This window comes from Herbaspirillum sp. meg3, from assembly GCF_002257565.1.
Lineage (GTDB): Bacteria > Pseudomonadota > Gammaproteobacteria > Burkholderiales > Burkholderiaceae_D > Herbaspirillum.
Genome location: NZ_CP022736.1, coordinates 3,998,186 through 4,013,162 on the forward strand (window position 1 = coordinate 3,998,186; position 14,977 = coordinate 4,013,162).

The following is a 14,977-nucleotide window of genomic DNA, read 5'->3' on the forward strand; positions in this document are numbered from 1 at the left end:
GAACTTAGACCTTGGTCAAAATGGAACGGCCGATACCGTGGTATTCGATACCAATATCGGACATCACTTGCGGTTCAAACAAATTGCGGCCATCGAAAATAACCGGCGACTTGAGCTTGCTCTTGAGCTGATCGAAGTCGGGGCTTCTGAACGCCTTCCATTCGGTCACGATAGCCAAGGCATCTGCGTCTTGCAGTGCATCCACCGGACTTTCGCAGAAACGAATGCGGGACAACGCATCCTTGTTGTCGGCAAAATCCAATGCCAGGACACGCTTAGCTTCCTTCATGGCGACCGGATCGTACACGGCAACCGTCGCACCGCGCTCGATCAGCTCACCGAGCAAGACGCGCGACGAAGCTTCACGCATGTCGTCGGTGTTCGGTTTGAACGCCAGCCCCCAGATTGCAAAATGCTTGCCGTGCAGGTTCTCGCCAAAACGCGTCACAACCTTCTTGCCAAGTACATGCTTCTGGTTATTGTTGACTTGCTCCACCGCGCGCAAGATATGCAACTCCTGCCCGTAGTCGCGCGCTGTGCGCTCCAGCGCCTGCACATCTTTCGGGAAACAAGAGCCGCCATAACCGCAACCGGCATAAAGGAAACTGTGGCCAATGCGCGGATCAGAGCCGATGCCGTGACGTACCGCTTCAATATCCGCACCCACTTTATCGGCGAGATTGGCCAGCTCATTCATGAAAGAGATGCGCGTCGCCAGCATCGCATTTGCAGCGTACTTGGTGAACTCAGCAGAACGCACATCCATCCAGTAGGTACGCTCGTGATTGCGGTTAAACGGTGCATACAACTTTTTCATCGTCGCATAGGCACGCTGTCCTTCCGGCGTATTGTCGTGACCGATGACAATACGATCTGGACGCATGAAATCCTCGACCGCTGCGCCCTCCTTGAGGAATTCAGGATTGGACACCACCGAAAACGAAGCATCCTTGGTAGCACGCGGATCCAGTTCTTGCTGAATAGCAGCGCTCACGCGATCCGCCGTGCCGACAGGCACCGTCGATTTGTCGACGATGACCTTGAACCCAGTCATGTGCTTGCCGATGTTGCGTGCCGCGGCAAGAACGTACTGCAGATCTGCAGATCCATCTTCATCGGGGGGCGTACCTACTGCGATAAATTGCACATCGCCATGCGCGACGCTGGCGGCGACATCGGTGGAAAACGTCAACCGGCCCGCAGCACGATTACGTGCAACAACATCTTCCAGACCGGGTTCATGAATAGGAATGCCGCCGTTATTGAGAATGTCGACCTTGGATTGATCGACATCGAGACAAAACACGTCGTTGCCCAGCTCTGCAAGGCAAGCGCCGGTGACTAGCCCGACATAGCCGGTGCCGATAATGGTAATTTTCATAGTATTCCTACAGATGCAAGCGCATGCGCGCTCTAGTTCATCACATTCAATTCTTCAGTACGACGCGGCGGGTACGTTTCCCAATGATTGCAGCCGGGGCAATGCCAGTAGAACTGACGCGCCTTGAAGCCGCAATGTGTGCATTGATAGCGAGCCAGCTTTTGCGTGTAACTATGTACCAGCGTTTTGACAACTGACAGCTCAGGACGAATTTCCGCCGGGGCATTGATCAGACGAGCTTCCAGGAATTTATCCAATCCCAGCAAAGTCGGCGTCCTGCGCAGTTCATCACTGACCAGTTGATTGGCTGCCTCAACGCCTTCCAGCTCCAACACAGCCTTGAAAACCACTTCCAGCAAATCAATGGAAGATGCTTCTGCCTGATAAGCACGCAGCAAATTCAAACCTTCTTTGAGACGACCGACTGCCTGGTAGCCATCAAGCAAACGCTGCGCTACCAGAGCAGCATGGGGCACACTTTGATGTTCGACGCGACGCCAGGCCAGCAAGGCGGCTTCAACATCGCCCTTGGCCAGATATACGTCACCCAGCAAGATGTTGGCACGCACGCTCTTGCGATCGGTTGCCAATGCCTTTTCAAGCATGTTCATGGCCGCATCGGGGTTGGTGTGCACCAACTCGTCTTCCGCCAGTTCGCAATAGAACTGCGCGATTTCTTTTTGCCGGCCGCCCGCGCCGGAGGCTTGCAAGGTCTCCGCTGCCTTGATGGCGCGCGCCCATTCTTTTTCACGTTGATAAATTTCCAACAAGGCGCGTCCGGCCTGTGCGCCGTATTGTGTATCGCTGAGCAGATGGAAGGTTTCTTCCGCACGATCCAGCAAGCCGGCTTTCAGGTAATCCTGCCCGAGTTCGTATTGCGCATGCGCTTTATGCTCCGCCGGCAAATCCGGGCGTGCCAGCAAGTTTTGGTGAACACGAATTGCGCGCTCAGTCTCTCCACGACGGCGGAACAAGTTGCCTAGTGCGAAGTGCAGGTCGACGGTTTCCGGATCGAGTTTGACGATTTCGATAAACGCATCGATCGCCTTGTCCGGCTGCTCATTCAGAAGAAAGTTCAGCCCTTTGAAATAGCCGCGCGGCAAAGTACGCGACTCAGAAATCAACTGGTTGATATCGACACGCGCGGCAATCCAGCCCAGCCCAAAAAAGACGGGAATGCCAAGCAGCCACCAGAATTCAAATTCCATAAAAGTCTTTTTAGATGAGATGCTGCGGTGGAACAGGAACAACACTGTCCGGCTGCGGCGGCTGAATCTGCGCCAGTTGCTGAGCTTCGCGCTCTTTCTGCAGCGACGAAACAGCTTTCTTGTGCCGGGATGCTTCGCGGCGATGGCGGAACACGATCGGCGTCATGGCCAGTACACCAAGAATGGCGCCACCGACAAAGCAGACCAGCAATACGAGTACCAGAGGATCGGTACGCTCATAGCCGAGGAAGAAATGGAGCGTAATTTCTTGCGTATTTTTCAGCGCAAAGAAAAAGAAAAGAATAAAGAGGACGGCCGCAATCAGTCTTGAAATTATCTTCATGGCGCTAATCCTTTTTTGATGTATTGGCCAACCGCAACGGTGTGGCGATAAGGTACAGCATGCAGCACAGACAACCAAACAATAAAATCAGGTCGCCGATACGGCAGATGTGAAATTGTACGTGAAAAAAAACGGCATCCAAAGATGCCGTTTAATTTGTTAAGCGCTATTTACACTCATTACGCTCAACAGTCCCGCTTGCTCTGCAGCAGGCGCAACAACTTAGTCTTCCTTGATGGGTTGCCCCACCATGGCGTCGACACGCTCCCGCAATTCCTTGCCGGGCTTGAAATGAGGTACGCGCTTTTCCGGCACCATCACTTTGTCACCCGACTTGGGATTGCGACCGATACGAGGCGGCCTGCGATTTAACGCAAAGCTGCCAAAACCACGGATCTCGATACGTTGGCCGGTTGCAAGTGCATCGACCATTGCATCGAGGATGGTTTTGACCGCGTAATCCGCATCCTTGGCGACAAGTTGCGGATAACGCTCAGCCAGGCGAGCGATCAGCTCAGACTTGGTCATTATGCTCGACTAATCAGTTCTTGTTGTCGAGCTTTGCCTTCAGCAGTGCACCTAGGCTGGTGGTACCGGAAGCAGCGCTGGAGTCCGAAGACATCTTTTGCATTGCCTCTTGAGTCTCAGCATTGTCCTTTGCCTTGATCGACAATTGGATGCTGCGTGCCTTGCGGTCGATGTTGATGACCAGTGCTTCAACGCTGTCGCCGACCTTCAGGTGTGTACCGGCATCTTCAACGCGATCGCGGGAGATTTCGGATGCACGCAGGTAGCCTTCGACTTCGTCGGACAACTGGATCACTGCGCCCTTAGGCTCGACCGACTTGACCGTACCGTTAACCAGTGCGCCCTTGTCGTTCATTGCAGCGAAGTTGTTGAACGGATCACCCTCCAGTTGCTTGACGCCCAGGGAAACGCGCTCACGCTCGACGTCGATTGCCAGAACAACAGCTTCCAGCTCATCGCCCTTCTTGAAGCGGCGGACAGCTTCTTCGCCGGTTTCAGTCCAGGACAGGTCGGACAGGTGAACCAGACCATCGATGTTGCCGGTCAGGCCGATGAACACGCCGAAGTCAGTGATCGACTTGATGGCGCCCTTGACCTTGTCGCCCTTCTTGTGGCTGATCGCGAAATCATCCCAAGGATTTGGCTTGCATTGCTTCATGCCCAGGCTGATACGACGACGCTCTTCGTCGATTTCCAGAACCATGACTTCAACTTCGTCGCCCAGTTGAACAACCTTGTTAGGCGCGACGTTCTTGTTGGTCCAATCCATTTCGGAAACGTGCACCAGACCTTCGATGCCTTGCTCGACTTCGACGAATGCGCCGTAGTCTGTCAGGTTGGTGACCTTACCGAACAGGCGTGTGCCTTGTGGGTAACGACGGGACAGACCTGTCCACGGGTCGTCGCCCAGTTGCTTGACGCCCAGCGAAACGCGATTCTTCTCTTGATCGTACTTGAGGACCTTGGCAGTGATCTCTTGACCGACTGTGAGCACTTCCGATGGGTGACGCACACGACGCCATGCCAGATCGGTGATGTGCAACAGGCCGTCGATACCGCCCAGATCCACGAACGCGCCGTAGTCGGTGATATTTTTGACGACACCGGTAACCACAGTGCCTTCTTTCAGGGTTTCCATCAGCTTTTGACGCTCTTCGCCCATCGATGCTTCGATGACGGCGCGACGCGACAACACGACGTTGTTGCGCTTGCGATCCAGCTTGATAACCTTGAATTCCAGGGTCTTGCCTTCGAAAGGCGTTGTATCCTTGACCGGACGTGTATCCACCAGCGAACCTGGCAGGAAGGCACGAATACCGTTGGTCAGAACGGTCAGACCGCCCTTGACCTTGCCATTGACAGTACCAACGACGATCTCGCCGGACTCCATCGCTTTTTCGAGCGAGAGCCACGATGCCAGACGCTTGGCCTTGTCACGCGACAGGATAGTGTCGCCGAAACCGTTTTCCAGCGATTCGATCGCGACGGAGATGAAATCACCGACGTTGACTTCGAGTTCGCCGTTGTCATTTTTGAATTCTTCGATTGGAATGAAGGCTTCGGACTTCAGGCCGGCGTTGACGATAACGAAGTTATGGTCGAGGCGGACGACTTCAGCCGAAATGACTTCACCAGAACGCATGTCTTGACGTGACAGCGATTCTTCAAACAGCGCTGCAAATGCATCAGCGCCAGCGGCTCCAGGAGCCAGGATAGTTGTGGTAGACATAGATTTAAGAAAGGTGTTGGCCAATATCCGGTCGCGATTTGCAGAAATCAGACTGCTGACGATGCACGCAAAGGGCGATAAATAATGGGTTTAGGTTTATCAACACTCGCCGGACTTTGCATCTGGAGAGCACCAATGACATTACAGAAACAACAAACAAAACAGCTAAAAATACTGCGCAAGTGCTTATAAAGCCGCGTACCAGCTGAGCACCTGCTTGACCGCTTCATCAGCTGTCATGTCGGAAGTATCCAGAAGATATGCCCCTTCCGCCGGCTTGAGAGGCGCAGACGCACGATTCATATCCCGTGCATCACGCTCCCTCAGATCCTTCGAGAGGTCTTCCATATTAGCAGGAAAACCCTTGTCAATCAATTGCTTATAGCGTCTTTGCGCTCTTGCTTCGACGCTGGCGGTCAAAAAGACCTTCAGGGGAGCATGCGGAAAGATCACCGTACCCATGTCGCGACCATCCGCCACCAGGCCTGGTGCCTTGCGGAAACTCAGCTGCAAACCATACAGAGCATGGCGAACCGTTGCCAGAACAGCAATTTTTGATGCGGTATTACCGACTTCTTCCGCGCGGATCGCCTGCGTCACATCTTCATTGGCGAGAAAAATATGACCGCCGTCAAAATGGCAATGCAAGTGCTCTGCGCTCTTGGCAAGACCATGCTCGTCATTCATGGCAACACCGCGACGGATGGCGGACAAGGCTGTCAGCCGATACAAGGCGCCGGAATCCAGATAGTGAAAGCCGAGATGCTGCGCCACTTTTTGCGCCACCGTACCCTTACCTGAAGCAGTCGGGCCGTCGATGGCTATAACGGGAATAGTTGCCGCATTCATAGGAATCCCCGTTTCTTCATAAAATTTTCAATCACAGTGTTAATCACATTCTTAGTCAACATGACGACGCTTCAAATCAGTGTCTGTTCGGCAATATGCTCGAACACCCGAAAATAGTCGGGGAAAGTCTTCGCCACGCATTTCGGATCATTGATACGTACGCGCGTGCCCTGGCGTGCTGCACCATCCAGCGAGGCCAGCGAAAAACACATCGCCATGCGGTGGTCGTCATAGGTATCGATAGTCGCAGGCGTCAACTGGGCGGGAGGCGTCACGCTCAGGTAGTCTTCACCCTCCTCCACGGTCGCACCAAGCTTGCGCAGCTCGGTCGCCATGGCGGCCAGACGATCGGTTTCTTTTACGCGCCAGCTGGCGATGTTACGCAAAACGCTGGTGCCGTTGGCGTACAAGGCCGCCACGGCGATCGTCATGGCGGCGTCCGGGATGTGGTTGAAATCGGTATCGATGGCTTGCAGCACGCCGTTGGACGACGCCTCAATCCAGTTGTCGCCCATGGTGATGGTCGCGCCCATCTGGCGCAGCGCTTCGACGAAACGCACATCGCCCTGAATACTGTCCTTGCCGACGCCTTCCACCCTGATCGGCCCGCCGGCAATCGCGCCAGCTGCCAGAAAGTAGGACGCGGATGACGCATCACCTTCAACATGAATCGTGCCCGGGCTCTGATAATGCTGCCCGGCGGCAACCGTGAACGATTGCCAGCCGTCGCGCTGAACGTCAATACCGAAGCGGCGCATCAGGTTCAAAGTAATTTCAATGTAAGGCTTGGAAATCAGTTCGCCGATCACTTCGATCGTCATCGACTCCGTCTTGGCCATCAATGGCGCAGCCATCAACAGTGCCGTGAGGAATTGACTGGATACGTTGCCACGCACCTTCATGCGATGTGCGTTGAGCATGCCGCGACGAATATGCAAAGGCGGATAGCCGGGGTTGCCGGTGTATTCGATCTGCATACCGACGTCGTTCAGGGCATCCACCAGATCACCGATCGGGCGCTCATGCATGCGCGCCACGCCGTGCAAAGTGTAGTCGCCGCCGATGACCGCCAATGCGGCCGTCAGCGGACGAATCGCGGTACCCGCATTCCCCATGAACAAATCCGCCTGGTGAACCGGCAATACGCCATCCACGCCGTGCACGATGTAGTCCTGCGTGCCGTCAATCTGCTCCCACTTGACGCCAAGCTGCTGCAAGGCCATGAGCATCACAAGCGTATCGTCGGATGCCAGCAGATCCATGATTTTGGTGGTGCCGCGCGACAAGGCCGCCAACAGCAGAATGCGATTGGAAATACTCTTGGAACCCGGCAATTTAACCGTACCCTGTACGTGAGCGACGGGTGCCAGATCGATGTGATGCGGATAGGAGGCTTGCTTCATGAGAATTCGTGACTCACCAGGTTGATAGTGGATTGATACCGCTTGACAGTAGATTAATAGAAGACTGGCCCGGAATTAGCTGCAGAGGAGCCGCGAAAGCAAGCACCGACCACTACCGCAACGCGAACAACTTGCAAGCCGCTCAGTCGCCGCCCTCTTTGTTTTGCCGTTCGGCAGTTTCGATCGCTACAGACCAATTGTGCCGCGCCTGCTGGGCATTTGCGTAAATTTTTTCCAGGCCGTCGCTATCGCGCTCAACCAGCATTTTGCGCATGCGAATCAGCTGAACCAGATAGGCGTCCAGTTCGTGCAGCAAAGCGGCGCGATTGGCCAACGAAATATCGCGCCACATCTCCGGCGACGAACCGGCGATACGCGTAAAGTCGCGGAAACCGCTGGCGGCGTATTGAAACAGAATCGGCGCATGCGGCTTCGATGCGATGTCGTCGACCAGTGCATAGGCCAGCAAGTGCGGCAGATGGCTGACCGAGGCAAAAACGGCGTCGTGCTCTTGCGGGCTCAGGCGATGAATCAGTGCGCCGCAGGCCTGCCAGGCTTGCGCCACACGCTCGATATCCTGCTCTGAGTTTTCCGGCAAAGAAGTGATCACCGTCTTCTTGCCCACGTACAAATCGGCCAAGGCGGCGTCCGGACCATTTTGCTCACGCCCGGCAATCGGATGCCCCGGTACGAATTGCGCGATCTTGTCGCCAAACGCTTCGCGTGCCGCGGCAACGACATCGGCCTTGGTGCTGCCGGCATCTGTCACGATAGTACCCGGCTGCAAATGCGGCGCGATGCTTGCCAGAATCGTACCGGTCTGCGCGACCGGTGCCGCCAGCATGATCAGATCCGCGCCTTGCACCGCGTCGGCAACGTTGGTGCTCACCTCATCGATGATACCCAACTCCTTTGCGCGCAACAGCGATGTTTCGGTACGGCCGACACCGACCACATGCTCCACGGCACCCGCTTTTTTCAATGCCAGTGCAAACGAACCGCCGATCAGGCCGACGCCAAAGACAACAATTTTCTTCACTATGCTCAGCCTTCAGCCCAAAACGACTTTCAACGCGTCGATAAACGCAGCATTTTCTTCAGGCAGGCCAATGGTGATGCGCAGCCATTGCGGCAAGCCGTAGTTACCGACCGGACGCACGATGATGCCCTGCTTCAGTAACGCCAGATTAACGCGCGCACCGGCGCCGTCGTCATCGCCCACCTTGACCAGCACGAAGTTGCCGAACGACGGCACATACTTCAGTCCCAGCGTATCGAAGGCCGTAATCAGTTGCTTGTAGCCCTGAGCATTGATCTCGGCGCTCTTTTGCAGGAATGCCTTGTCGTTAAGTGCAGCAACCGCAGCTGCCTGCGCCAGCGAATTGACATTGAACGGTTGACGGATGCGATTAAGCAAATCGGTCACGCCCGGCTGGGCGATGGCAAAACCAACGCGCAAACCGGCCAGGCCGTAAGCCTTGGACATAGTGCGCGAGACGATCAGATTCGGATAAGTACGCACCCAGTCGGTCGACTCATATTGCAGATCGGCTGACAGATATTCGTTGTAAGCCTCGTCGATCACGACAACGACATGCTGCGGCACCGCCTTCAGGAAGGCGTCCAGTTCTGCCGGCGGCAGGAAGGTGCCGGTCGGGTTGTTCGGATTGGCGATATAGATCAGACGCGTGTCGTCAGCAATCGCTGCTGCCATGGCTTGCAAGTCGTGACCAAAATCCTTGGCCTTGACTTCAATTGCGCGCGCGCCGACTGCCTGGGTCGCCAGTGCGTAGACCAGGAAACCGTATTGCGCGTAGATCACCGACTGCTTCGGCTGCACGAAGGCATGAGCCGCCAGTTCCAGAATGTCGTTACTGCCGTTGCCGAGCGTAATCCAGTCTTGCGGAACGTTGTATTTGGCGCTGATGGCCGCCTTCAGGTCAAAGCCGTTGGCATCCGGATAGCGGCCGATATCGGCGACTGCCTGCTGCATGGCCAGCTTGGCCGACTCAGGCATGCCCAGCGGATTTTCGTTGGATGCCAGTTTGATGATCTTGCTTTCTTCCAGGCCGAATTCACGCGCGACTTCGGCGATCGGCTTGCCTGCCTGGTAGGGCGCGAGCGCGCGCACATATTCCGGACCAAATTGTGTGGACATAATGAACCTTCAGATGACTTAAACGGTAAAAGGATAAGAGCCCAGCAGCTTGAAGAAAGCAGCGTTCTCTTTTAACTCGGCCAGCGCCTTGGCGACTTTTTCGTCTTGCTCGTGACCTTCGAGGTCGACGTAGAAATAATATTCCCACGCCCCCATGCGCGCCGGACGCGACTCGAAGCGCGTCATCGACACACCGTGCCTGGCCAGCGGCGCCAGCAGGTTGTAAACCGCGCCGGCCTTGTTCGGCACCGACAGCACGATGGAGGTCTGATCACGCCCCGACGGCGCGGTTTGCAGGCGACCGATGACGGCAAACCGCGTGCGATTGTGCGGATCGTCCTGAATATGCGCGTTGACGGTTTGCAGACTGTACTTCTGCCCGGCGATTTCACCAGCAATGGCGGCAACGGTGACATCTTCGCCGGCCATGCGCGCCGCTTCGGCATTTGAAGCCACGGCTTGACGCTCAATAGACGGATAGTTCTGATTCAGCCATGCATTGCATTGCGCCAGCGCCTGCGAGTGTGCGCAGATGCGCGTGATGCCTTGCATGCCGCCATCTTTGGTCATCAGGCTGTGATGTACCGGAATCGAAATCTCGCCACTGATACGCAGCGTGGTTTGCAGCAACAGATCCAGCGTACGGTTGATTACGCCTTCGGAAGAATTCTCGATCGGCACCACGCCGAAATCGGCCGTACCGGCTTCAGCATCGCGGAACACTTCGTCGATCGAAACGCAAGGCAAGCCTTCCACAGCATGACCAAATTGCTGATACACGGCTTGTTCGCTGAAGGTGCCTTCCGGACCGAGATAAGCGACCACGACACGCTTTTCCAGTGCGCGGCAGGCCGACATGACTTCGCGGAAAATGGTTTGAATGTCTGTACCCAGCAGCGGCCCGGGATTACGCTCGGCAGCCTTGCGCAAGACCTGTGCTTCACGCTCGGGGCGAAACACCGGCGCATTGGTCTCGGCCTTTACGTGGCCGACTTCCTGCGCGACGCGAGCGCGCTGGTTCAGCAAATCAAGAATTTGCGCATCGATAGCGTCGATCTTCTGACGCAGGGGCAAGAGTTTATCGTCACTCATCATAGTTCTTTCTGATTCAGTCTTGTTCCGGCCGTTTGCAGGAAGTAGCTTCCCGTTCGGCTCTTGGAGAGCGGCTGACAAAGCGCCGGTGACAAGGCGCGCCGACGCAGACAGTGCGCTAGCACGGCAAGGAGGCGCAACGCCGCCAGCGGTGCTTTGTCGGTCGCTCTCAGCCGTGAGTTTGTTCGAAGTCGCGGAGATACCCTACCAGCGCCTCAACACCTTCAATCGGCATCGCGTTGTAGATCGATGCGCGCATGCCGCCGACCGACTTGTGGCCTTTCAGCTGCAGCAGACCGCGCTCTTTGGCGCCGGTCAGGAATATCTCGTTCAATGCATCGTCATGCAAGAAAAACGGCACGTTCATGCGCGACCGGCAATCCTTGGCAATGCGTGTCTTATAAAATTCAGTGCTATCGAGATAGTTGTACAACAAGTCTGCCTTGGCGATGTTGCGACGCTCCATCTCAGGCACGCCGCCCTGGCGTTTGAGCCACTGGAACACCAGTCCGGCGATATAAATCGCGTAGGTTGGCGGTGTGTTGTACATGGAATCATTGTCGGCGACGATCTTCCAGTTGAACGCGGAAGGACAGATCGGCAAGGCATGGCCCAGCAAGTCTTCGCGCACGATAACGATGGTCAAGCCGGCGGGGCCGATATTCTTTTGCGCGCCACCGTAGATGACACCGTATTTGGAGACATCCACAGCCCGCGACAGGATGTGCGAAGACATGTCGGCGACGATAGGAGCGTTGTCGGTATCGGCAGCGACGTCAGGCGTGAATTGGTACTCGACGCCGTCAATGGTTTCGTTGGTGCACAGGTGAACGTAAGCGGCGTTGCGGGACAGCTTCCACGACGCGCGCGCAGGAATGCTGGCGAACTTCTCCGCCTCGGACGAGGCGGCGACGTTGACTTCGCAATAATGGCGCGCTTCCTTGATCGATTTGGTCGACCACGAGCCGGTGTTGATGTAATCGGCAACACCGGGCTTGCCGCGCAGAGCCGCCAGATTCATCGGAATGATGGCGTTCTCGGCGATGGCGCCACCTTGCAGGAACAGGATTTTGTAATTGGAAGGAACCGCAAACAGCTCGCGCATATCGCGCAATGCCGCTTCGATAATCGACATGTATTCCTTGCCGCGATGACTCATTTCCATCACGGACATGCCACTACCGTGCCAGTCCAGCATTTCGTCAGCGGCTTGCTGCAATACTTCTTTCGGCAATACGGCTGGACCAGCGGAAAAATTGTAGACCATGATCTAGGGTAGAAATAAGGAAGAGACGAAGCAACAATACAAGAACAGGATCAGAAAAAACAGGAACAGACGACAGAAGAAACCAGCGAAACACGCGGAACAAGTAGAACAAGCAGAGTGAACTGAACAAACACAACAGAATGACAGGATGAAAATGACCGGCCATCAGCCGGTCATTTTCTGTTCAACCCTGATTATTCCGCAGGTGCATCGCCTTCTCCGGCAGCTGCAGCACCGCCTTCGGAATCAACTGCGCCTTCGGCATCGTCTTCGAGCTTGTCTTCTTCAGCATCAGACTCAACCACACGCTGCAGACCGCTCAGCTTGGTGCCGTCTTCCACTGCAATCAGCGTCACGCCTTGTGTTGCACGTCCCATTTCGCGGATTTCCGCGACGCGGGTACGAATCAACACACCACCAGTCGTGATCAGCATGATTTCATCGCTGGCCTCAACCAATGTCGCCGCGACGACCTTGCCGTTGCGTTCGCTGGTCTGGATCGCGATCATGCCCTTGGTGCCACGGCCGTGACGGGTATATTCGGTAATCGGCGTACGTTTGCCGAAGCCGTTTTCAGTCGCCGTCAGAACGGATTGCTGTTCATTCTCGGCAACCAGCAACGCGATAACCTGCTGACCTTCTTCCAGATTCATGCCGCGCACGCCGCGTGCCGTACGGCCCATCGGACGCACGTCGTTTTCGTCAAAGCGCACCGCCTTGCCGGAGTCGGAGAACAACATGACGTCGTGCTGTCCGTCAGTCAGCGCCGCACCGATCAGGAAGTCGCCCTCATCGAGGTCGACCGCAATGATGCCGGCCTTGCGTGGATTGCTGAAGTCGGACAACGGCGTCTTCTTGACAGTGCCGAGGCTGGTCGACATGAAGACATAACGGTCTTCCGGGAAAGTACGGTTCTCGCCGGAGACCGGCAGAATGACCGTGATTTTTTCTCCGTCTTGCAGCGGGAACATGTTGACGATCGGCTTGCCGCGCGAATTGCGCGATCCTTGCGGCACTTCCCACACCTTCAGCCAATACATGCGGCCACGGTTGGAGAAGCACAGGATGTAATCGTGCGTATTGGCGATGAACAGTTGGTCGATCCAGTCGTCGTCCTTGGTCGCCATGGCTTGCTTGCCGCGGCCGCCGCGTTTTTGCGCGCGGTATTCGGAAACTGGTTGCGACTTCATGTATCCCGTGTGCGACAAGGTCACGACCAGATCTTGCGGCGTGATGAGGTCTTCCGTGCCGAGGTCGGTGGCGTTGAGTTCAATGGTCGAACGACGCTCGTCCTTGGCGCCGATGCCGAAGTCGTTCTTGGCGGCGTTCAGTTCGTCGGTGATGATCGCAGTAACGCGAGCCGGCTTGGACAGAATATCCAGCAAGTCGGCGATCTGCTCCATGACTTCCTTGTACTCGTTGACGATCTTGTCTTGCTCCAGACCGGTCAGACGTTGCAGACGCATTTGCAGGATTTCCTGCGCCTGATCGTCCGACAGCTTGTACAGGCCGTCGTTTTGAATACCGTAATGCGTCGGCAGATTTTCCGGACGGAAGGCATTGATGCCGCCGGTGTTTTCGGCACCGGTACGGGACAACATTTCGCGTACAACGGAAGAATCCCAGGCGCGCGCCATCAGTTCTGTCTTCGCGATCGGCGGCGTTGGAGCCGCACGGATGATCGCGATGAAGTCATCGATATTGGCCAGCGCAACCGCCAGACCTTCCAGGACGTGACCACGCTCGCGCGCTTTGCGCAGTTCAAAAATAGTACGGCGTGTAACGACTTCACGACGGTGCGACAGGAAGCATTCCAGCATCTGCTTCAGGTTCAGCAGCTTCGGCTGACGATCCACCAGCGCCACCATGTTCATGCCGAAGGTGTCTTGCAATTGTGTCTGCTTATACAGATTGTTCAGCACGACTTCAGGCACTTCACCGCGCTTGAGCTCAATAACGACGCGCATACCGGACTTGTCGGACTCGTCGCGCAGATCGGAAATACCGTCCAGCTTCTTGTCGCGAACCAGTTCAGCGATACGTTCCAGCAACGCCTTCTTGTTGACCTGATACGGCAGCTCGTCGACGATGATCGCAGTGCGGCCTTCGCGGCCGAACTCTTCGAAATGCGTCTTCGCGCGCATGACCACGCGACCACGGCCGGTGCGATAACCATCGCGCACGCCGGAGACGCCATAGATGATGCCGCCCGTCGGGAAGTCCGGCGCGGGAATCAGCTCGATCAGCTCATCGATTGTGCAATTGGCGTTCGACAACACGTGCAGCGCGCCATTGATGACTTCGGTGATGTTGTGCGGAGGAATGTTCGTCGCCATACCCACCGCGATACCGGACGAACCGTTAATCAGCAGATTGGGGATGCGAGTCGGCAGAACCGAAGGTTCTTTTTCCTTACCGTCGTAGTTGGGATCGAAATCGACAGTTTCTTTTTCGATATCGGCCAGCAGCTCGTTGGCAATCTTGTCGAGGCGGCACTCGGTGTAACGCATCGCCGCAGCGCCGTCACCGTCGATCGAGCCGAAGTTTCCCTGGCCATCGACCAGCATGTAGCGCAGCGAAAAATCCTGCGCCATACGCACCAGCGTGTCGTAAATCGAAGCGTCGCCGTGCGGGTGATACTTACCCATGACTTCACCGACCACACGCGCACACTTCACAAACGGGCGGTTCCAGACATTGTTCATCTCGTGCATGGCAAACAGCACGCGGCGATGCACCGGCTTCAGGCCGTCACGCACGTCCGGCAGAGCACGACCCACGATTACGCTCATCGCGTAGTCGAGGTAGCTCTTGCGCATCTCTTCTTCAAGGGAAATGGGGATGGTTTCTTTGGCGAATTGATCCATTGGCAAGTCGAAAGGTATTGATCTTGGTTGTTAAATCAGACCCGCAACAGCATGGCTAAAACATCCATAGCGGGTAGCGACTTTAAACCAAGCATTCTAGCACGCCGAGCCTTAGTGCCACCGGTTTTAGCTCTGCGGCAATATGCAGCGCC

At 55.9% G+C, this 14,977-nt stretch carries 12 protein-coding genes; all 12 read right to left on the minus strand.

Annotated elements, in window-relative coordinates; genetic code table 11:
• Window positions 1-4 precede the first annotated feature (4 nt).
• Complete coding sequence (locus tag hmeg3_RS17945; RefSeq protein WP_094564938.1) at window positions 5-1,381, minus strand: UDP-glucose/GDP-mannose dehydrogenase family protein; 1,377 nt, start codon at window positions 1,379-1,381, stop codon at window positions 5-7.
• Between the two features lie 32 nt (window positions 1,382-1,413).
• A complete protein-coding gene (lapB, locus tag hmeg3_RS17950) occupies window positions 1,414-2,589 on the minus strand; it encodes a lipopolysaccharide assembly protein LapB (protein WP_094564939.1) in 1,176 nt (391 codons plus the stop codon).
• A 10-nt stretch (window positions 2,590-2,599) separates the two neighbouring features.
• Entirely contained in the window at window positions 2,600-2,932 is a 333-nt protein-coding gene (locus hmeg3_RS17955; RefSeq protein WP_094564940.1) for a lipopolysaccharide assembly LapA domain-containing protein, read from the minus strand.
• A gap of 222 nt (window positions 2,933-3,154) precedes the next feature.
• Window positions 3,155-3,460, minus strand: a complete 306-nt coding sequence (locus tag hmeg3_RS17960) for an integration host factor subunit beta (RefSeq protein WP_007876341.1) — start codon at window positions 3,458-3,460, stop codon at window positions 3,155-3,157.
• Window positions 3,461-3,473: 13 nt separating this feature from the next.
• Window positions 3,474-5,189 carry a 30S ribosomal protein S1 gene (rpsA, locus tag hmeg3_RS17965; protein ID WP_198361723.1) on the minus strand — a complete coding sequence of 572 codons (1,716 nt, stop codon included), beginning with the start codon at window positions 5,187-5,189 and terminating at the stop codon, window positions 3,474-3,476.
• Window positions 5,190-5,375: 186 nt separating this feature from the next.
• Entirely contained in the window at window positions 5,376-6,038 is a 663-nt protein-coding gene (gene cmk, locus hmeg3_RS17970; RefSeq protein WP_094564942.1) for a (d)CMP kinase, read from the minus strand.
• A 71-nt stretch (window positions 6,039-6,109) separates the two neighbouring features.
• Complete coding sequence (gene aroA, locus hmeg3_RS17975) at window positions 6,110-7,441, minus strand: 3-phosphoshikimate 1-carboxyvinyltransferase (protein WP_094564943.1); 1,332 nt, start codon at window positions 7,439-7,441, stop codon at window positions 6,110-6,112.
• A gap of 142 nt (window positions 7,442-7,583) precedes the next feature.
• Window positions 7,584-8,480, minus strand: a complete 897-nt coding sequence (locus hmeg3_RS17980; protein ID WP_094564944.1) for a prephenate dehydrogenase/arogenate dehydrogenase family protein — start codon at window positions 8,478-8,480, stop codon at window positions 7,584-7,586.
• A gap of 12 nt (window positions 8,481-8,492) precedes the next feature.
• The gene (gene hisC, locus hmeg3_RS17985) at window positions 8,493-9,599 is read right to left on the minus strand and encodes a histidinol-phosphate transaminase (RefSeq protein ID WP_094564945.1); all 1,107 of its coding nucleotides are present in this window, start codon (window positions 9,597-9,599) and stop codon (window positions 8,493-8,495) included.
• 18 nt (window positions 9,600-9,617) lie between these two features.
• The gene (pheA, locus tag hmeg3_RS17990; RefSeq protein WP_198361724.1) at window positions 9,618-10,691 is read right to left on the minus strand and encodes a prephenate dehydratase; all 1,074 of its coding nucleotides are present in this window, start codon (window positions 10,689-10,691) and stop codon (window positions 9,618-9,620) included.
• Window positions 10,692-10,860: 169 nt separating this feature from the next.
• Complete coding sequence (gene serC, locus hmeg3_RS17995) at window positions 10,861-11,958, minus strand: 3-phosphoserine/phosphohydroxythreonine transaminase (RefSeq protein ID WP_094564947.1); 1,098 nt, start codon at window positions 11,956-11,958, stop codon at window positions 10,861-10,863.
• Between the two features lie 194 nt (window positions 11,959-12,152).
• On the minus strand, window positions 12,153-14,825 hold the full coding sequence (gyrA, locus tag hmeg3_RS18000) for a DNA gyrase subunit A (protein WP_094564948.1): 2,673 nt from the start codon (window positions 14,823-14,825) through the stop codon (window positions 12,153-12,155).
• Between the last annotated feature and the right edge of the window lie 152 nt (window positions 14,826-14,977).